This window comes from Streptomyces sp. NBC_00019, assembly GCF_045041015.1.
Lineage (GTDB): Bacteria > Actinomycetota > Actinomycetes > Streptomycetales > Streptomycetaceae > Streptomyces.
The window spans coordinates 1,663,455-1,680,843 of sequence record NZ_CP108302.1; the positions used below are offsets into that span (position 1 = coordinate 1,663,455).

The 17,389-nt window shown below is 69.8% G+C and carries 20 protein-coding genes; 8 read left to right on the plus strand and 12 right to left on the minus strand.

Annotated features, from left to right (window positions below):
* Positions 1-32 precede the first annotated feature (32 nt).
* Positions 33-896 carry an endonuclease/exonuclease/phosphatase family protein gene (locus OHU89_RS08125; protein ID WP_405641243.1) on the plus strand — a complete coding sequence of 288 codons (864 nt, stop codon included), beginning with the start codon at positions 33-35 and terminating at the stop codon, positions 894-896.
* A 61-nt stretch (positions 897-957) separates the two neighbouring features.
* Here the strand turns inward: OHU89_RS08125 and OHU89_RS08130 are convergent, their stop codons facing one another.
* The 4 genes from OHU89_RS08130 to OHU89_RS08145 all read right to left on the minus strand — a co-directional run bounded on the left by OHU89_RS08130 (position 958) and on the right by OHU89_RS08145 (position 4,109).
* Complete coding sequence (locus OHU89_RS08130; protein WP_405641244.1) at positions 958-1,920, minus strand: electron transfer flavoprotein subunit alpha/FixB family protein; 963 nt, start codon at positions 1,918-1,920, stop codon at positions 958-960.
* Between the two features lie 55 nt (positions 1,921-1,975).
* The gene (locus tag OHU89_RS08135; protein ID WP_405641246.1) at positions 1,976-2,764 is read right to left on the minus strand and encodes an electron transfer flavoprotein subunit beta/FixA family protein; all 789 of its coding nucleotides are present in this window, start codon (positions 2,762-2,764) and stop codon (positions 1,976-1,978) included.
* Positions 2,765-2,977: 213 nt separating this feature from the next.
* Positions 2,978-3,487 (minus strand): flavin reductase family protein, encoded by a 510-nt coding sequence (locus OHU89_RS08140; protein WP_266895879.1) that lies wholly within the window; start codon positions 3,485-3,487, stop codon positions 2,978-2,980.
* 208 nt (positions 3,488-3,695) lie between these two features.
* Positions 3,696-4,109, minus strand: coding sequence for a TlpA family protein disulfide reductase (locus tag OHU89_RS08145; protein WP_405641248.1), 414 nt, complete (start codon positions 4,107-4,109; stop codon positions 3,696-3,698).
* 76 nt (positions 4,110-4,185) lie between these two features.
* Between OHU89_RS08145 and OHU89_RS08150 the strand changes: the two genes are divergently transcribed.
* The 3 genes from OHU89_RS08150 (at position 4,186) to OHU89_RS08160 (ending at position 6,716) form a co-directional block, all read left to right on the plus strand.
* Complete coding sequence (locus tag OHU89_RS08150) at positions 4,186-4,602, plus strand: DUF4395 domain-containing protein (protein ID WP_405641250.1); 417 nt, start codon at positions 4,186-4,188, stop codon at positions 4,600-4,602.
* Positions 4,603-4,790: 188 nt separating this feature from the next.
* Positions 4,791-5,519, plus strand: a complete 729-nt coding sequence (locus OHU89_RS08155) for a 1-acyl-sn-glycerol-3-phosphate acyltransferase (protein WP_266895873.1) — start codon at positions 4,791-4,793, stop codon at positions 5,517-5,519.
* A gap of 174 nt (positions 5,520-5,693) precedes the next feature.
* Positions 5,694-6,716: a hypothetical protein gene (locus tag OHU89_RS08160; RefSeq protein ID WP_405641252.1), complete on the plus strand. Its 1,023-nt coding sequence runs from the start codon at positions 5,694-5,696 to the stop codon at positions 6,714-6,716.
* Positions 6,717-6,722: 6 nt separating this feature from the next.
* Here OHU89_RS08160 and OHU89_RS08165 read toward each other — a convergent pair whose 3' ends face one another.
* From OHU89_RS08165 to OHU89_RS08190, 6 genes are all read right to left on the minus strand, one after another.
* Positions 6,723-7,916 carry a hypothetical protein gene (locus OHU89_RS08165; RefSeq protein WP_405641254.1) on the minus strand — a complete coding sequence of 398 codons (1,194 nt, stop codon included), beginning with the start codon at positions 7,914-7,916 and terminating at the stop codon, positions 6,723-6,725.
* Positions 7,917-7,942: 26 nt separating this feature from the next.
* A complete protein-coding gene (locus tag OHU89_RS08170) occupies positions 7,943-8,647 on the minus strand; it encodes a B3/4 domain-containing protein (protein ID WP_405641256.1) in 705 nt (234 codons plus the stop codon).
* A gap of 8 nt (positions 8,648-8,655) precedes the next feature.
* Positions 8,656-9,249, minus strand: a complete 594-nt coding sequence (locus OHU89_RS08175) for a transglutaminase domain-containing protein (RefSeq protein ID WP_405641258.1) — start codon at positions 9,247-9,249, stop codon at positions 8,656-8,658.
* Between the two features lie 83 nt (positions 9,250-9,332).
* On the minus strand, positions 9,333-10,403 hold the full coding sequence (locus tag OHU89_RS08180) for a threonine aldolase family protein (RefSeq protein ID WP_405641260.1): 1,071 nt from the start codon (positions 10,401-10,403) through the stop codon (positions 9,333-9,335).
* Positions 10,400-11,149 (minus strand): SDR family oxidoreductase, encoded by a 750-nt coding sequence (locus OHU89_RS08185; RefSeq protein WP_266895867.1) that lies wholly within the window; start codon positions 11,147-11,149, stop codon positions 10,400-10,402. Before OHU89_RS08185 ends, OHU89_RS08180 begins: the two co-directional genes overlap by 4 nt.
* Positions 11,150-11,199: 50 nt before the next feature.
* Positions 11,200-12,597, minus strand: coding sequence for a DUF6421 family protein (locus OHU89_RS08190; RefSeq protein WP_405641262.1), 1,398 nt, complete (start codon positions 12,595-12,597; stop codon positions 11,200-11,202).
* A 381-nt stretch (positions 12,598-12,978) separates the two neighbouring features.
* Between OHU89_RS08190 and OHU89_RS08195 the strand changes: the two genes are divergently transcribed.
* The gene (locus tag OHU89_RS08195) at positions 12,979-13,662 is read left to right on the plus strand and encodes a glycerophosphodiester phosphodiesterase (RefSeq protein WP_405641263.1); all 684 of its coding nucleotides are present in this window, start codon (positions 12,979-12,981) and stop codon (positions 13,660-13,662) included.
* Between the two features lie 15 nt (positions 13,663-13,677).
* On the opposite strand, the gene OHU89_RS08200 is transcribed toward OHU89_RS08195, so the two are convergent.
* Entirely contained in the window at positions 13,678-14,208 is a 531-nt protein-coding gene (locus OHU89_RS08200) for a GNAT family N-acetyltransferase (RefSeq protein ID WP_405641265.1), read from the minus strand.
* Positions 14,209-14,278: 70 nt separating this feature from the next.
* Here OHU89_RS08200 and OHU89_RS08205 point away from each other — a divergent pair, with 70 nt between their 5' ends.
* The 3 genes from OHU89_RS08205 (at position 14,279) to OHU89_RS08215 (ending at position 16,752) form a co-directional block, all read left to right on the plus strand.
* Positions 14,279-14,671: a VOC family protein gene (locus OHU89_RS08205; RefSeq protein WP_405641267.1), complete on the plus strand. Its 393-nt coding sequence runs from the start codon at positions 14,279-14,281 to the stop codon at positions 14,669-14,671.
* Between the two features lie 159 nt (positions 14,672-14,830).
* A complete protein-coding gene (locus OHU89_RS08210; protein WP_405641269.1) occupies positions 14,831-15,595 on the plus strand; it encodes a VOC family protein in 765 nt (254 codons plus the stop codon).
* Positions 15,596-15,699: 104 nt separating this feature from the next.
* Positions 15,700-16,752 carry an aldo/keto reductase gene (locus OHU89_RS08215; protein ID WP_405641271.1) on the plus strand — a complete coding sequence of 351 codons (1,053 nt, stop codon included), beginning with the start codon at positions 15,700-15,702 and terminating at the stop codon, positions 16,750-16,752.
* Between the two features lie 16 nt (positions 16,753-16,768).
* Here OHU89_RS08215 and OHU89_RS08220 read toward each other — a convergent pair whose 3' ends face one another.
* Entirely contained in the window at positions 16,769-17,266 is a 498-nt protein-coding gene (locus OHU89_RS08220) for a cupin domain-containing protein (RefSeq protein ID WP_405641273.1), read from the minus strand.
* Positions 17,267-17,389: the final 123 nt, after the last annotated feature.

Below are 17,389 nucleotides of genomic sequence, written 5' to 3' on the forward strand. Positions count from 1 at the left end.
ACATGTCGCACACCAACAGGATGACGCGCCGCATGGGTCTGAGAACCGTGGTGGCCGCCGCGGTCGCCGTGCCGCTGATGGCCTCGATGCCGGCCTCCGTCGCCAGGTCGGGCAACCGCCGGATCGAGGTCATGACGTTCAATCTGCGCTTCGCGAGCACCTCCGAACCCAACAGCTGGGCCGCCCGCCGCCCGGTGATGCGCGAGCTGTTACGCCGCGAGTCGCCCACACTCATCGGCACCCAGGAGGGTCTCTACCAGCAACTGCGGGACATCCACACCGACCTCGGCCCGCACTACGACTGGATCGGCACCGGCCGCGAGGGCGGCAGCCACGACGAGTCCACGGCGATCTTCTACGACACCCGCCGGCTGTCCCCCGTCGAGCACGACACGTACTGGCTCTCCGACACCCCCAGGAGCATCGGCTCGAACACCTGGGGAGCCGCCCTCCCCCGGATCGTCACCTGGGTCCGCTTCCGTGAACGCGCCCGTGGCGGGCGCCAGTTCCACGTCCTCAACACCCACTTCGACCATGTGAGCCAGTACGCGCGTGAGCGTTCCGCGTCGTTCGTCGCCGAGCGGATCGCGGAACTCGCCCGCTCCTCCCCGGTCGTCGTGACCGGCGACTTCAACGCGGCGGCCGGGAACAACCAGGCCTACGACACGCTCCTGGCCGCCGGACTCGTCGACACCTGGGACGCCGCGGCCGAGCGCGGTGAGCTGTACGCGACCTTCCACGGCTACAAGCCGCTCACTCCCGGCGGCGAGCGCATCGACTGGATCCTCGCCACGTCCGGCGCCACCGTCCACCGCGCCCGGATCAACACCTTCGCGCGGGACGGACAGTTCCCCAGCGATCATCTGCCGGTGCAGGCCTCACTCACCCTGGCATGAGAGAGGCCCCCGCGAACCGCTCGGAGAGCGGCCACGGGGGCCTCGTCACGCCTCAGTGCGATCAGCCCTTGCGGGTGTTGATCTCCTCGGTGAGGGCGGGGACGACGTCGAAGAGGTCGCCGACGACGCCGTAGTCGACGAGGTCGAAGATCGGGGCCTCGGCGTCCTTGTTGATCGCCACGATCGTCTTGGAGGTCTGCATGCCGGCCCGGTGCTGGATCGCGCCGGAGATTCCGGAGGCGATGTACAGCTGCGGGGACACGCTCTTGCCGGTCTGGCCGACCTGGTTGGTGTGCGGGTACCAGCCCGCGTCCACCGCGGCACGCGAGGCGCCGACGGCCGCGCCGAGGGAGTCGGCGAGGGACTCGATGAGCGCGAAGTTCTCCGCGCCGTTGACCCCGCGGCCGCCGGAGACCACGATCGCGGCCTCGGTCAGCTCCGGACGCCCGGTCGACTCACGCGGGGTGCGGGCGGTGACCTTGGTGCCGGTGGCCAGGGCGCCGAAGGAGACCGTGAGGGCCTCGACGGTGCCGGCGGCCGGGGCGGCCTCCACGGCGGCGGAGTTCGGCTTGACGGTGATGACCGGGGTGCCCTTGACGACCCGGGTCCTGGTGGAGAAGGAGGCGGCGAACACCGACTGGGTGGCCACCGGGCCTTCGTCACCGGCCTCCAGGTCGACGGCGTCGGTGATGATGCCGGACCCGATCCGCAGCGCGAGACGGGCGGCGATCTCCTTGCCCTCCGCGGAGGACGGCACCAGCACCGCGGCCGGGGAGACGGCCTCGTACGCGGCCTGCAGGGCGTCGACCTTCGGGACGACCAGGTAGTCGGCGTACTCGGCGGCCTCATGCGTGAGGACCTTGACGGCGCCGTGCTCGGCGAGCGCGGCGGCGGTGTCGGCGGCGCCGTTGCCCAGCGCGACGGCGACCGGCTCGCCGATGCGGCGGGCCAGGGTCAGCAGCTCCAGGGTGGGCTTGCGGACGGCGCCGTCCACGTGATCGACGTAGACGAGAACTTCAGCCATGGGAATGCTCTCCTGCGAATTGCGAAGTCTTCAGGGGCGGTAAGGGGGGTGAGCCTTAGATGAACTTCTGGCTCGCGAGGTACTCGGCGAGCTGCTTGCCGCCCTCGCCCTCGTCCTTGACGATCGTGCCCGCGGTACGCGCCGGGCGCTGCGCCGCGGAGTCGACCTTGGTCCAGGCACCCTCGAGACCGACCTCTTCGGCCTCGATGTCGAGGTCGGACAGGTCCCAGGACTGAACCGGCTTCTTCTTGGCGGCCATGATGCCCTTGAAGGACGGGTAACGCGCCTCGCCCGACTGGTCGGTGACCGACACCACCGCCGGGAGGGATGCCTCCAGCTGCTCGGTGGCGGAGTCGCCGTCGCGACGGCCCTTGACCGTGCCGTCCTCGACGGAGACCTCGGACAGCAGGGTGACCTGCGGGACGCCCAGACGCTCGGCGACCAGCGCCGGCACGATGCCCGCGGTGCCGTCCGTGGACGCCATACCGGAGATCACCAGGTCGTAGCCGGCCTTCTCGATCGCCTTCGCCAGCACCAGCGAGGTACCGATCGCATCCGTGCCGTGCAGGTCGTCGTCCTCGACGTGGACCGCCTTGTCCGCGCCCATGGACAGCGCCTTGCGCAGCGCGTCCTTGGCGTCCTCGGGACCCACGGTGAGGACGGTGACCTCGACGTCGTCGTCCGAGTTCTCCGAGATCTGCAGCGCCTGCTCGACCGCGTACTCGTCCAGCTCGGAGAGCAGACCGTCCACGTCGTCACGGTCGACGGTCAGGTCATCGGCGAAGTGCCGGTCGCCAGTGGCGTCGGGCACGTACTTCACGGTGACAACGATCCTCAAGCTCACGCCGGCTCTCCTACTGCTGCGTCGACATTTCTCTGCTGCCTACTTGCAGGCAGCATAGGCGCCCCAAGCGGCCGATCCCGATCGGGGCGACCCGCGCTCCGAACGAAATATTACTCGTCAGTACACCCAGTTCGTTCCCGCTAAGCAAGCGCTTTGAACTGTGACCTTCGCAACGCAGCGTAATCGGAACTCGACCGCTGCGCAGAAGGGGCGTCAGTCGCGCAGACCGCCGAACCGGCCCTGGTGGTAGACGAGCGGACGGCCGGCACCGGCCGGATCGCCGAGGAGCACCTCGGCCAGGACGATGCGATGGTCCCCGGCGGGCACCCGCGCGACGACCCGGCACACCAGCCAGGCCAGGACGTCGTCGAGGACGGGAACGCCCTCGGGGCCCTCCCGCCAGGCCGTCGGTGCGCCGAAGCGGTCGGCGCCGCTACGGGCGAACGTGGCGGCCAGCTCCTGCTGGTGCTCGCCGAGTATGTGCACGCCGACATGGTCGGCCTCGGATATCGCCGGCCAGCTGGAGGCGCCGACACCGATCCCGAAGGAGAGCAGCGGAGGCTCGACGGAGACCGAGGTGAGGGAGGTGGCGGTGAAGCCGACCGGACCCCCCTCACCACCGGCGGTGATCACGGCGACCCCCGCCGCGTGCCGCCGGAAGACGGAGCGCAGGAGGTCGGCGGAAGCGAGCTGAGGGGTACGGAGTTCCGGCGAGGCCGTCATGGAGTGATCCTTCGGCAAGGAGGGGCGAGAGGGTCCGTGGGTGCTCAACAACCCGGACAGCACGCGCTCGCCGTGCGGGCGAGGTCGACGTGGACCCGCCCGAAGAGAAGGAGTTCCGAAGGCATACGGTCAGGCTGACGATAGGTGGCGCGCACAGTCAAGTACGTCCCGGCATATGGGAGATGCCTCACCGTCCGCGTGAGCCCTGTCAAACCGCCTCCCCCAGCGCCGCGATGACATCCGCCTTGCGCGGCTGCCCGCTGGCCCGCCGCACGACACGACCGTCGGCGTCCAGCACGAGCACGGTCGGCGTCTTGAGGATGTCGAGTTCGCGCACGAGGTCCAGATGGGCCTCGGCGTCGATCTCGATGTGGGCGACTCCGGGCACCAACTCGACCACCTCGCCCAGGATCCGCTTGGTGGCACGGCAGGGCGCGCAGAAGGCGCTGGAGAACTGGACGAGCGTGGCGCGCTCCCCCAACTCCCCGCCCAGCTCGGCGGCGCCGAGCCGCTTGCCGTCGTCCCTCCCGCGCACGCGTACTCTCCCGCTCCGCCGCTTGTGCAGCACTCCGTAGGCGCTCGCGGCGACGAGCACCACCACACACACCACAACTCCGGCCATCACCCAGCTCCAGCGTTCACAAGACTGCAAAGATTCCCGGCGCCACTGACCGCTCCCCATGCGGAATGCTTGATTCATGGACATCGACGTGAGGGGGCCGCGCTTCGGGGCGGCCGTGACGACCCTAGTACTGGCGGTCGTACTGATCACCGGCAGCGTGTGGCTCCTGGCCTGGCAGACCCTGGCGTTCGCGCTGGGCGCGGCGGGCGGAGTGGCTCGTTCGCCGTACGGCTGGCTGTTCCGCAAGGCCGTTCGGCCCCGGCTCGGCCCGCCGGCCGAGTTCGAGGCGCCGGAGCCGCCGCGGTTCGCTCAGGCGGTCGGGCTCGCGTTCGCCGCCGTGGGGCTCGTCGGTTACGCGCTCGGACCGACGTGGCTGGGACTCGCCGCGACCGGTGCGGCGCTCGCGGCCGCCTTCCTCAATTCCGCGTTCGGGTACTGCCTGGGCTGCGAGATGTACCTGCTCGTACGGCGGGTGACGGTACGCGCGCAGTAAAGGCGGCGTAAAAGCACGAGGTGGATCAAGCAGGCGACGTGACAAGGATCTCGCCGTTCACGGGCACGAGGACTGGCCCCCGGTCCGTTCTTGGGGCACGATCTGCGAGATGCCGTAAACCTACGGCGCCGTAGCTTTCCCGCCGGGAGCCGTCTTTCCCAGCAGAGAAGGAAGGGTCCACCCCGTCCATGGCAGAGCTTGTCTACCGACCCGCTGTCGGCCTCGCGCGCACGCTGTTCAAGGCGTGGGACCTCAAGATCGACTGCCAGGGGTCGGAGAACATCCCGCGCTCGGGCGGCGCCGTGCTGGTGAGCAACCACATCAGCTACCTGGACTTCATCTTCGACGGCCTGGCGGCGCTCCCGCAGAAACGACTCGTTCGCTTCATGGCGAAGGAGTCCGTCTTCCGGCACAAGATCTCCGGACCGTTGATGCGCGGGATGAAGCACATCCCCGTGGACCGCAAGCAGGGTGAGACCGCGTACCAGCACGCGCTGGATTCGCTGCGCTCCGGCGAGATCGTCGGGGTCTTCCCGGAGGCCACGATCTCGCAGTCGTTCACCCTGAAGTCCTTCAAGTCGGGTGCCGCGCGCATGGCCCAGGAGGCGGGCGTCCCGCTGATCCCGATGGCGGTGTGGGGCACGCAGCGGCTGTGGACCAAGGGCCACCCCAAGAACTTCAAGCGCAGCCACATCCCGATCACGATCCGGGTGGGCGAGGCGATCGAGGCGTCCAAGGACAAGTACGCGGGCGCGATCACCCGTCAGCTGCGCGAGCGTGTCCAGGAGATGCTGGAGGCCGCGCAGCGGGCGTACCCGGTGCGGCCGAAGGACGCGAACGACACGTGGTGGATGCCGGCGCATCTCGGTGGGACCGCGCCGACGCCCGAGGAAGTCAAGGCGGCGGAAGCTCGCTGAGAGCTCGCCGGGATTCGGTCGTCCTACGGCTGCGGGCCGGTGATGGCTGGTCGCGCCCGGGACGGAGCCGCATATCGACACAGCCCCACGCCCCTTTGGGGCGTGGGGCTGTGTCGATAGAGTCCGTGACATAACCGGAAGCCAGGTGTCCGGGGTTCGCTACGGGGGCTGTACATGCGGCGTTGGGTCAAGGTGTCGGTCACGGCTGCGGTCGTGCTGGGGATCGGCGGCTGGGTCGCCACCCGGTACGTCAACGACTGGTGGCTGCTGCGTACCGCCTGCGACGGGGCGCTGCCCGTGGACGCGGTGCGTGAACTCGGACGCAGCGGCTCGCACTTCAAGGATGCGACGTCCGCCTCCCACGAAGAGCTGGGCGACTACGGCTGCTCCCTCGACTTCGAGGGCGACGAACTGCGCAGCGACCGCCTGCTGATGATGGAGGCGTACACCCGACGGGACGACCTGGACCGGGAGTTGATGACGGTCTTCCCGGAGACGGGGTTCGACACCATGGCGCCGATGCCGGACGGAATGCCGGGCTTCATCGACAAGTTCGGCGATCTGCAGCTCCTGGTGCCCTGTCCGGCCCTCGAGAAGGACGACGAGGGCCGGCAGCCCAAGCTGCTGGTGCGCACCCGGCTGGGCCGGGACACCCTGTGGGGCACGCCCGCCGCCTACGAGACGGCCGTGACCCTCACCAACTCCGCGTCCGAGCGGCTCGGTTGCGGCGCCGAGCCGTTGAAGGCACCCGGTGGTGATGCCGCACCGGTGGACCCGGAAAAGGAGCCGAAGACGGTGTCTCTCGACAGGTCCGCGGACACCGCCTGCGGCTGGGCCCTCAAGTCCGGACTGCTCAAGTCGTCCCAGTGGCAGGTCGCGACGCTGATGAACGACGCGGGTCCGGTGGGACGTTGCGACCTGTACGCGCGGGACGCCGACTCCGGCGACATGCGGCCCCAGTTGACCTTCGCCGCCTGGTACGGCGACTGGAGCGGCCGTCTGATCGCCGAGGACGGCCGCCTGCCCGCGGCCCGTACGGCGACGGCCCGCTGCGACGGCGAGGCGGCCAACTTCGCCCTCAGCGCCGCCAAGGACGCTCCCGGGGTCGACGAGGCCGGGAAGCTGAAGCTGCTCGCGGCCTTCGCCCGCGAGCAGGTGCGGCAGCGGGGTTGCACCGATCTCCGGCTCGGCGGCTGAGTCCGCTCAGAACGTCATCCAGAGCGCCCTGACGTACCGGTCGTCCATCAACTGCCGCATGTCTGCCGCGCGTTCGCGCGGCACGTTCCGCGCCTTCGTCCAGGAGTCCAGCGCGGTGAACAACTGGTGCCGCCCGTCCATCAGATCCCCTCCGACCGGTCCGGAGACCTGCCGCTCGGCGATGTCCCCCACCGGCGGCCGGCTGCTCAGCTGCCGCGCGGCCGCCTGGTAGGCACCGCGCGTGTGCTGCCGTACGGCCTTGTCGAAGGCCGCCAGGTCGGGGATGGTGCCCTCCCTGGCGTAGCGCGCCCGGAGGTTCATCAGCGTGCCGACACGGTCGCTGAGGTGTTCCAGGTCGATGTCGACCCAGGTGTCGGTGGGCCGGGCTGTCCCGTCCTTGTCCGGCTCCGGGTGGTAGTCGGGGTCCGCGCCCGCCCGGGTGAGACGTTCGAGGTAGTACGCGAGGTACGCGCGCTGGGCGTCGTAGAGGATCGCGAACGCCTCGGGGTTCTTGGCCAGTTCGGCCATCAGGGCTTCCGGGTCCGCGTGTACGGACGAATACTGCTGGGCGTGCTCGAAGTCGGCGTGCGCCTCACCGGGGGCGAGGAAGCGGCCGTACGGCGTCCAGCCGGTGTCGTCCGGTGCGGCCGACGTGGCGTCGGCGGCGGGGGTGTAGGACTCGTCGTCGGGGCTCAGATAGCGGTTCGCGTCCACGACGTACTCGGCGAGCAGGCGGGCCAGGCCGGGTGCCGTCCCGGCGGGCACGTCCTTGTCGTCGAAGGCGGCCACGACCGCGTAGGCGCTGCGGGCCTGGGCGAGGGTGTGGGGCGTGCCGTCGGCCGGGGCACGGGTGGCCGCGTCGACGACCTGGCCGAGTACCTTGCCGCCGTCCCCGCAGGGGTTCTCGTGCACCAGGAGGTCGCGCACGGCACCGAACAGGGTCAGTTCGTCGCCCGGGTCGAGGGCCCGGGTGGCGGCCGCCGGGTCCTTCGCGAGCGCGCGGGTCGACGCGGGGATCTCCTGGCACGGGGGGTCGTCCCCGGAGTCCGCGAGGACGACCGGTACGGCCGTGGCCGTCGCCACCACGGCCAGCGCCACGGCCGAGGTGAGCAGCCAGTGCTTCCTCAGCCGGGCGAGAGGCCCTGCCGGCTGTTCCGCGTCCACGCTCGTGCCGTCGTCCACTGCTCCCCCATCACGCATGCCGGGAGATTAGCGACTGCGACGGATCAGCCGCGCACCGGGTCGGCGTCGTGCACCTCGATACGCGCCCCGGGGCTGAACTTCTCCAGCAGCTCGGCGAGTTCGGCGGCCGCCGCCTCCACCTCGGGGACCGGCATCGGTGCGAGGCTCTCCAGCAGGAAGATGCCGGAGACGGTCTCCTCGGTGAGCCGGGTCCGCGGCCCCTGGCGCCAGTTCCAGCGTCGGCAGGTCACACCCCGCTCGTCGCGCCAGACCACCTCGCCGGCGTCGGGGTGTTCGACGGCCTCCTCGCCGCCGGCGACGGTCACGAAGTCCTCGTCCCCGGTCGCCCGCACCAGGCGCATCCCACCCTCGATGCGGTCGATGTCCTCGCCGCCGACCGGGATCAGACGGGCGACGCTGATGGCGTTGTAGAGGTCGACGAGCAGGTTGATCCGGGGCAGCCCACCGTCCGCCAGGGCCCGCTTGGCCAGCGCCTCCGCCGAGTTGCGGGTGCGCGACGGCTTCGATCCGAACGCCGTGTAGGCCTCGCGCCAGGCGGCCATGTGCGGGTCCTCGTGCGGGGCCCGCCCGTCCAGGCGTACGGCGAGACGGCGGGCGGCGTCGTCGAGCAGCGCCGAACTCGCGTCGGTGCTCGGTCCGTTGACGAGGCCGTGCGCCTCGACGGCGACGTGCGTGAAGCCGGGCGCGAGCGCGCGCACCTCGTCGGACACGGTCAGGGAGAAGGTCATCGACTGCCTCAGAGTGCGGAAGGGAGCGTCTTCCACAGGGAGGGCCGGTCGGGGGCGGCCTGCAGGACACTCAACACGGTGGGATGTGGTTCAGCGTACAGCACCGGGTAGTCCACCTCATTGGACTGCGGGTCCGGAATCCACGCCAGCCGCTCCCCTTCGAGGGAGAACCGGGCGTCCACCCCAGGTTTGTTGCCACGCGGGTCCTGCCGGTGCCAGGCCCCGTTGAACCGCAGCGCGACCAGGCCGTGCACGACATGTCCGTCCCCGTCGTCGTCCGCCAGCCGCTGATAGCAGAGCGCGGTCGGGATGTCCTCGGCCCGTAGCAGCGCGGCCAGCGCATGGGCCTTGGCGTAGCAGATGCCGGTGCCCTGTTCGAGCACATCGGAGGCCCGCCAGGTGACGCGCATGTCGCCGGAGTCCTGCGAGTGGGGGATGGTGTCGCGCACGAACTCGAAAGCCAGCTGCGCATAGGCATACGAGTCCGCGGCCTCCGCGGCGAGGCGTGCGGCTGTCTCGCGTACCCGTGGATGGTCATGGTCGATGACCTCGTCGGCGGCCAAGTACGCGGACAGGTCAGGGGTGTTCTGGATAAGCTCCATGACCGCAGAGCATAGGAATGCGATCACCCGAGAGTCAATGCTTTTTCGGGTGACCGCATATCTATGCATAGATCGAGAGGCCGCTAGTGCGCCATCTCCTCCTTCAGCGCCGCGACGAACGCGTCCACGTCCTCCTCGGTCGTGTCGAAGGCGCACATCCAGCGCACCACGCCCGCCGTCTCGTCCCAGAAGTAGAACCGGAACCGCTTCTGCAGGCGCACGCTCACCTCGTGCGGGAGCTTGGCGAACACGCCGTTGGCCTGCACCGGGTAGAGGATCTCCACGCCGTGCACGGCACGGACACCCTCCGCGAGCCGCTGGGCCATCTCGTTGGAGTGCCGGGCGTTGCGCAGCCACAGATCCTTGGCGAGCAGCGCCTCCAGCTGGACCGACACGAAACGCATCTTGGAGGCGAGCTGCATGGACAGCTTGCGCAGATGCTTCATGTGGCTGACGGCGTCCTGGTTGATGACCACGACGGCCTCGCCGAACAGCGCGCCGTTCTTGGTCCCGCCGAGCGAGAGGATGTCGACGCCGACCGCGTTGGTGAACGTCCGCATCGGGACGTCCAGGGAGGCGGCCGCGTTGGCTATGCGGGAGCCGTCCAGGTGCACCTTCATGCCGTGCGCGTGGGCGTGGTCGCAGATGGCGCGGATCTCGTCCGGTGTGTAGAGGGTGCCCAGCTCCGTGCTCTGGGTGATCGAGACGACCTGCGGCATCGCACGGTGCTCGTCGTCCCAGCCGTATGCCTGCCGGTCGATCAGCTCGGGCGTGAGCTTGCCGTCCGGCGTGGGCACCGTGAGCAGCTTGAGGCCGCCCATGCGCTCGGGGGCGCCGCCCTCGTCGACGTTGATGTGCGCGCTCTCCGCGCAGATCACCGCGCCCCAGCGGTCGGTGACCGCCTGGAGGGCGACGACGTTGGCGCCGGTGCCGTTGAAGACGGGGAACGCCTCGGCCGTGGCGCCGAAGTGGCTGCGGATGATCGTCTGGAGGTTCTCGGTGTAGTCGTCCTCGCCGTAGGCCACCTGGTGCCCGCCGTTGGCCAGGGCCAGGGCGGCGAGCACCTCCGGGTGGGCGCCGGCGTAGTTGTCGCTGGCGAAGCCCCGGCTGTCCGGGTCGTGGTGCCGGCGGGCGTCGGTCTTCGGAGGGTTCACGGCTTCTCGGTGAGCCACAGACGGTTTCCGTTCACTTCCCCGGCGGACTTCTCCCAGACGTCGGCGATGGCCTCCGCGAGGTCCTTGACGTCCGTGAAGCCCGCGAACTTCGCGTTGGGTCGCTCGGCGCGCATCGCGTCGTGCACCAACGCCTTCACCACCAGGATGGTGGCGGCCGAGGTGAGCTCCTCACCGCCCCCCGCCTTGCGGAAGAAGTCGGCCATGGCGAGCGTCCAGGCCTCGGCGGCCGCCTTGGCGGCGGCGTAGGCGGCGTTGCCCGCGGAGGGCTTGGTCGCGCCCGCGGCGCTGATCAGGACGTAGCGGCCGCGGTCGCTGCGCTGGAGTGCCTCGGAGAAGGCGAGGGAGGTGTGCTGCACGGTGCGGATGAGCAGCAGCTCCAGGAAGTCCCAGTCGTCCAGGCTCGTCTTGATGAAGGTCTCGCTGCCGCGCCAGCCGCCGACGAGGTGGACCACGCCGTCGACGCCGCCGAAGTCCTTCTCGATACGCGTGGCCCAGTCACGGGTGGACTCCAGGTCCAGCAGGTCGACCGGCTCACCGGTGACCGTGGCGCCACCGGCGCTGTAGCGGGCCGCGTCCACGGCCTCCGCGAGGCGCTCGGGGTCGTTGTCGGCACCGACGACCGTCGCCCCGGCCTCGGCGAGACGCAGCAGTGTCGCGCGGCCCGCGGGACCGCCCGCGCCGGCCACCGCGATCACCGCACCGCTGAGAGCTCCGTTCCCCGCCATGATCTTCGCCTCCTGAGCTTGCTGTGCAGTGTTCTCGGTGCCGCGAACGCTCACGCGGCGATCCGCTCGGCGCTCTCCGCGGTAATGCCCCGGGTCGAGGCGATCACCGTCTTCAATTTCTTGGAGAGGGCCTCATAGAACATGCTCAGCGGAAACTCGTCCGGAAGCACGTCATCGACGAGCTTTCGCGGTGGCTGGGTCAGGTCCAGGGCGTCGGGGCCCTTGGCCCAGCGGGAGCCGGGGTGCGGGGCGAGGTACTGCGAGACCAGGCCGTAGGCGGCGAACCAGTGGACGAGCTTCGGACGGTCGATGCCCGCCCGGTAGAGGTCCTCGATCTCGGCGCACAGCTGGTTGGTGACCTGCGGGGCGCGCTGCCAGTCGATGTGCAGCTTGTTGTCGGTCCAGTGGACGACTTCGTGCTTGTGCAGGTAGGCGAAGAGCAGCTGGCCGCCGAGGCCGTCGTAGTTGCGGACGCGCTCACCGGTGACCGGGAAGCGGAACATGCGGTCGAAGAGCACCGCGAACTGCACGTCGCGGGCCTGCGAGACGCCTTCCGCCTCCAGCTTCACGGCCTCCTTGAAGGCGGTGAGGTCGCACCGCAGCTCTTCGAGGCCGTACATCCAGAACGGCTGGCGCTGCTTGATCATGAAGGGGTCGAAGGGCAGGTCGCCGTGGCTGTGGGTGCGGTCGTGGACCATGTCCCACAGGACGAAGGCCTCCTCGCAGCGCGTCTGGTCATGGACCATCGCGGCGACGTCCTCGGGCAGCTCCAGGCCCAGGATGCCGACGGCGGCGTCGGTCACCCGGCGGAAGCGGGCGGCCTCGCGGTCGCAGAAGATGCCACCCCAGGAGAATCGTTCCGGCGCCTCGCGCACGGCGATGGTCTCCGGGAAGAGGACGGCCGAGTTGGTGTCGTAGCCGGCCGTGAAGTCCTCGAACTTGATGCCGCAGAACAGCGGGTTGTCGTAGCGCGTGCGCTCCAGCTCGGCCAGCCACTCGGGCCAGACCATGCGCAGCACGACCGCTTCGAGATTGCGGTCGGGGTTGCCGTTCTGCGTGTACATCGGGAAGACGACCAGGTGCTGGAGACCGTCCGCGCGCCCCTTCGCGGGCTGGAAGGCCAGCAGCGAGTCGAGGAAGTCGGGCACCTCGAAGCCACCGTCGGCCCAGCGCTTCAGGTCCTTGACCAGGGCCTCGTGGTAGGCGCTGTCGTGCGGGAGCAGCGGGGCCAGCTCCTCCACGGCGTCGACGACCTGCCGTACGACGGCCTCGGCGTCCGCGCGCGCCGGGGCGCCCTCGGCGGTGAAGTCGATGGACCCGTCCTTGGCCTGCCAGGGCCGGATCCGCTCCACGGCATCCTTGAGCACGGGCCAAGCCGGGTGCTCCACCACCCTGGTCACGGGAGGAGCCTGCTCCCCCGTCGCCGCCTGCACAAGAATTTCCGTCATGTCCCATCCTCCACGGGAGAACCTCGCGTCAGGACACCGTATGCATATGGGCTTCCTTCCAGCAAGTGCAGACTCGGGAAATTATCCTGCGCGCCCGCATGGTCACGAAACTTTTTCCTGCCGGATGCCTTGAGGGCCACTCAGGTGGGTATACGTGGGTCTCTCGGCAGACCTGCGTGGTCAATGCCCGAAGGACTCGCCCACCCCAGGGTGACCACCCGGAGCCGTACCGGGCAGGTCCGCCCCTGGTGTCACCCCGATCCCCCGTGTACGCGCGGGTACATCACCGGCCGGGCGCACTAGGCTGCGGATCTGCCCGCGCGATCGTCCGCTCCGGTCCGCGCGGACGCCGAGCCGCCGTCGACGGAAGCGAGTTGTACCTTGAACTTCCTTACCATCGGTCATCGCGGGGTCATGGGTCTCGAACCCGAGAACACCCTCCGTTCCTTCGTGGCCGCCCAACAGGCCGGCCTCGACGTCATCGAACTCGACCTGCACCTGAGCAAGGACGGTGCCCTGGTCGTCATGCACGACACGGACGTGGACCGCACGACCGACGGGACCGGTCCGATCGCCGAGAAGACCCTCGCCGAACTACGCGCCCTGGACGCGGGCCGCGGTGAACGCGTGCCCGTCTTCGAGGAGGTCCTGGACGCGGTGCGGTCGCCGCTCCAGGCCGAGATCAAGGACATGCAGGCGGCCCGGGCACTGGCCGAGGTCATGCTCAGGCGGGATCTGGTCACCCGGGTGGAGGTGTCCTCGTTCCATGACGAGGCGATCGCCGAGATCTCCCGCCTGGTGCCGGGCGTACGGACCGCGCTGATCGCCAGCCGGTACGGCACCGACATCGTGGACCGTGCCGTCGAGGCCGGTGCCGCGACCGTCTGTCTGAACATCCGCCGGATCACGCTGGAGGTCGTGGAGGCTGCCCGCAAGGCGGATCTCAGGATCATCGGCTGGGTGGTGAACACACAGGACCATCTGCGGCTCGTACGGGCCCTGCAGCTGGACGGCGCGACCACCGACTACCCGGAGATCAAACGCACGGCCCGCTTCACCGCATAGCCCTCTGCATGAACGTCACACCAGCGGCTTGACCAGCAGCTCGAACTGAAGGTCGTCGCGCTGCGGAACACCGAAGCGCTCGTCGCCGTACGGGAACGGGGTCATCCGGCCCGTACGGCGGTAGCCGCGGCGCTCGTACCAGGCGATCAGGTCGTCACGTACGGAGATCACCGTCATCTGCATCTCCGTGGCGCCCCACTCCTCGCGGACCCGGCGCTCGGCCTCGGCGATGATCACCTTGCCGAGGCCGCCGCCCTGGAGCTTCGGGCTGACCGCGAACATCCCGAAGTAGGCGTGGGTCCCGCGGTGCTCGAGCTGGCAGCAGGCGACGATCTCGCCGTCGCGCTCGACGGCGAGCAGTCGGCTCTCGGGCGACTTGATGACCTCGAGAACGCCCTCGGGGTCGGTCCGCTGCCCCTCGAGGATGTCCGCCTCGGTGGTCCACCCCGTCCGGCTGGAGTCCCCGCGGTACGCCGACTCGATCAGCGCGACCAGGGCGTCCACATCGGTGTCGACGGCATCGCGGAAAGTGAGTCCAGCGGTCATGAGGCGTCTCTCCGCTCTCGGGCACGGCACGGGCACGGACGAGCGTAGCGCTCCCACTAGGCTCCGCTGCATGGTGCATGTACTGAGCGGCCGGACCCTCCTCCACCCCACCGACCCCGAGCGTTCCCGGGTCTTCTACGGCGAGCAGCTCGGCCTCGGCGTCTACCGCGAGTTCGGCACGGGGCCCGAGCGCGGCACCGTCTACTTCCTCGGCGGAGGCTTCCTGGAGCTCTCGGGGCGCTCCGAGACGCCCCCGTCCGCGGCAGTGCAGCTGTGGATGCAGGTCGCGGACGTGACGGCCGCACACGAGGAGCTGGTGGCGAAGGGCGTAGAGATCGCACGGCCGCCGGTGAAGGAGCCCTGGGGGCTGATCGAGATGTGGATCACCGATCCGGACGGCTGCAGGATCGTCCTCGTCGAGGTACCCGAGGACCACCCGATCCGCTTCCGCCCAGGCATCTGACGACCATCGCGCAGAGAGCGGCCGGCGGGTTCTCGGAAGCCGGCTGCGGTCGGCAGGGCGAGCGCCTGGGGCCGGAGCGCGACGCCGGATGGCAGGGGCGGTCGAGCGGGGCTAGCGTGCGAAAGGGGACGCCCGCGTCGGCAGGAAGGCCGTGACGCCATGAAACTCGACAAGCCGGTGGCCGGTGGGCCCTGCTGGGCCGAGGTGGGAACCCCCGATCTGGAGGCCGGCCGGCGCTTCTACGGCGAGCTCTTCGGCTGGCGGACGGAGACCGACTCCCGCGCGGAGATGGGCGGCTACACGATCGCGTACGTGGGTCATCTCCCCGTCGCCGCGCTCGTGCCGTCGGGCGAGGAGCCGCAGCCGGTCACGTGGTTCGTGACGTTCGCCGTGGCGGACGTCGACGCCACGGTGGAGAAGATCAAGTCGGCCGGTGGCACTGTGGTGTTCGAGCCCGGGGACGTTCCCGGCATGGGGCGCTTCGCGTCCGTCGCCGATCCGCAGGGCGCCGGTTTCCATGTGTGGCAGGCGGAGGGCTTCGAAGGTGCGGGGCTGCTCAACGAGCCGGGCTCGCTGGGCTGGGTGGAGCTGATGAGCAGGCAGCCCGAGCGGTCGGTGGACTTCTACACCACGGTGTTCGGCTGGAGTGTCAACGCCTCGGAACACTACACACAGTGGGGCCTCGACGGCGCCGACTTCGGCGGCATGGTGACGATGGACGACAAGTTCCCGCCCGAGGTGCCGCCGCACTGGCTGCCGTACTTCGCGGTGGCGGACGTGGACGCGAGCGCGGCCACGGCGACGGAGGCGGGCGGCACGGTCCTGATGGAGCCCACGACGGTGCCCGACAGTCTGCGCCTCGCGGTGCTGCGGGATCCCCAAGGGGCGATGTTCGGGGTGTATCTGGCGGGTGCGGAGCACTGAGACCTGAGGGGACGGATTCCCGGTGTCCCCGAAACACGCTTGCGTTGAAGTGCGCTCCAGCTCATAGCGTCGGCCGCACGAACCGTCCGGAGGGGGAACTGAGCGTGCGTTACACATTGTTCGGCAGGACCGGTCTGCGCGTGAGCGAGCTGAGCCTCGGCACGATGGTGATGGGTGAGGACCCGGGCACCGGCTCCGACAAGGAGACCAGCACCAAGCTCCTCGACGCCTACGCCGACGCGGGTGGCAATTTCATCGACACGGCCGACATCTACTCGGGCGGCAGCTCGGAGCGGATCCTCGGCGAGCTGCTGGAGGGGCGGCGCGAGGAGTTCGTGCTGGCCAGCAAGTACACGTGCGGCACACGCGCGGGGGATGTCAACGCGGCCGGCAACCACCGCAAGAACCTGGTGCAGTCGGTGGAGGCGAGCCTGGAGCGGCTGCGCACCGACCGGCTCGACGTCCTGTGGGTGCACGCGCGGGACAACTTCACCCCGGTCGACGAGGTGATGCGGGCGCTCGACGACCTCGTACGGACCGGGAAGGTGCTGTACGTCGGTGTCTCGGACTGGCCCGCCTGGGAGATCGCCCAGGCCAACACCCTGGCGGAGCTGCGGGGTTGGACCGCGTTCAGGGGTTCACAGCTGCGCTACAACCTGCTGGAGCGGACGCCGGAGCGTGAACTGCTGCCGCAGGCACGGGCGTTCGGCCAGGCGGTGCTGGCGTGGGCGCCGCTGGCGGCCGGGAAGCTGACCGGTAAGTACCGGCGGGGCGAGTCGGGCCGGCTCGACTCCTGGGGCGGCAAGCCGAGCGCACAGGAGGAAGAGGTCGTCACCGCCGTCCTGGAGATCGCCGAGCAGGGCGGCTGGAGCCCGGCCCAGGTGGCGCTGGCCTGGCTGCTCCAGCGGCCCGGCAACATCGTTCCGATCATCGCGGCCACCAAGGAGCACCAGCTCGCCGACAACCTCGGCAGCGTCGACGTCCGCCTCGACGCCGACGCGGTCACCCGCCTGGACGAGGTGAGCGCGGTGTCGCTGGGCTTCCCGCACGACTTCGTACGGGACCCGGACGTCGTCCGGACGATCTACGGCGACCGCTGGGCGGACATCGACGACCGACGCTCCGGGTACCGGCGTACGGCCACCGACGTCCTCTAGTCCCCTCCAGTCGCTTCTAGTCCACGAAGTAGCTGTCGTGCCGGACGCGGAACTGTTCGAGTTCCTCGCCACCGCGCCGCGTCATCTCCGCGACCCGCTCGAAGTACTCCTCGCGCGGGGCGCCCGGGGAGAAGAGCATGAGCATGGACATCGGCTCGTCGGTCACGTTCTTGAAGGCGTGCAGGCCGCCGACCGGCACGTACAGGAAGTCGCCCGCGCGGCCCGTGACCCACTTCTCGCCGTCGTAGAGCTCCAGTTCGCCCGACAGGACGTAGAAGGACTCCGACATCGCCTTGTGGAAGTGGGTTCTGGCGCCGGCGGACCGTGGACCCAACTCCGCTTTGTAGAGGCCGAACTCGCCACCGGTCGAGTCGTGGGTGGCGAGGTAGTGGGTCGAACCGCCGGGCGAGGAGACATCCGCGGGGGTGTCGGCGGGGCGGAAGACGGCGTTCACCTCACCCTTGTCGCCGTGGTAGCGGGGCTCCGGGTACGGGAGTTGTTCCGGGTAGGACATGGTGCGCTCCTTCTGGCAGGTCTCCACCGGAAGGGTCGCTCGCGCCCCCGGGCGGCGGCATCGGGCCTCCGGACGATCTCGGCGGAGCCGGGAACGAGGGCCGCGGACCTAGGCCTGGTCCGG

Excerpts from the sequence above, each read along its gene's own strand:
- OHU89_RS08155 (WP_266895873.1), top strand. The coding sequence starts at position 4,791 with ATGGCAGAGCTTGTCTACCGACCCGCTGTCGGCCTCGCGCGCACGCTG.
- OHU89_RS08125 (WP_405641243.1), top strand. The coding sequence starts at position 33 with ATGGGTCTGAGAACCGTGGTGGCCGCCGCGGTCGCCGTGCCGCTGATG.
- OHU89_RS08205 (WP_405641267.1), top strand. The coding sequence starts at position 14,279 with ATGGTGCATGTACTGAGCGGCCGGACCCTCCTCCACCCCACCGACCCC.
- OHU89_RS08160 (WP_405641252.1), top strand. The coding sequence starts at position 5,694 with ATGCGGCGTTGGGTCAAGGTGTCGGTCACGGCTGCGGTCGTGCTGGGG.
- OHU89_RS08165 (WP_405641254.1), bottom strand. The coding sequence starts at position 7,916 with ATGCGTGATGGGGGAGCAGTGGACGACGGCACGAGCGTGGACGCGGAA.
- OHU89_RS08200 (WP_405641265.1), bottom strand. The coding sequence starts at position 14,208 with ATGACCGCTGGACTCACTTTCCGCGATGCCGTCGACACCGATGTGGAC.
- OHU89_RS08220 (WP_405641273.1), bottom strand. The coding sequence starts at position 17,266 with ATGTCCTACCCGGAACAACTCCCGTACCCGGAGCCCCGCTACCACGGC.
- OHU89_RS08175 (WP_405641258.1), bottom strand. The coding sequence starts at position 9,249 with ATGGAGCTTATCCAGAACACCCCTGACCTGTCCGCGTACTTGGCCGCC.
- OHU89_RS08185 (WP_266895867.1), bottom strand. The coding sequence starts at position 11,149 with ATGGCGGGGAACGGAGCTCTCAGCGGTGCGGTGATCGCGGTGGCCGGC.
- OHU89_RS08130 (WP_405641244.1), bottom strand. The coding sequence starts at position 1,920 with ATGGCTGAAGTTCTCGTCTACGTCGATCACGTGGACGGCGCCGTCCGC.
- OHU89_RS08150 (WP_405641250.1), top strand. The coding sequence starts at position 4,186 with ATGGACATCGACGTGAGGGGGCCGCGCTTCGGGGCGGCCGTGACGACC.
- OHU89_RS08145 (WP_405641248.1), bottom strand. The coding sequence starts at position 4,109 with ATGGCCGGAGTTGTGGTGTGTGTGGTGGTGCTCGTCGCCGCGAGCGCC.
- OHU89_RS08140 (WP_266895879.1), bottom strand. The coding sequence starts at position 3,487 with ATGACGGCCTCGCCGGAACTCCGTACCCCTCAGCTCGCTTCCGCCGAC.
- OHU89_RS08210 (WP_405641269.1), top strand. The coding sequence starts at position 14,831 with ATGAAACTCGACAAGCCGGTGGCCGGTGGGCCCTGCTGGGCCGAGGTG.
- OHU89_RS08190 (WP_405641262.1), bottom strand. The coding sequence starts at position 12,597 with ATGACGGAAATTCTTGTGCAGGCGGCGACGGGGGAGCAGGCTCCTCCC.
- OHU89_RS08170 (WP_405641256.1), bottom strand. The coding sequence starts at position 8,647 with ATGACCTTCTCCCTGACCGTGTCCGACGAGGTGCGCGCGCTCGCGCCC.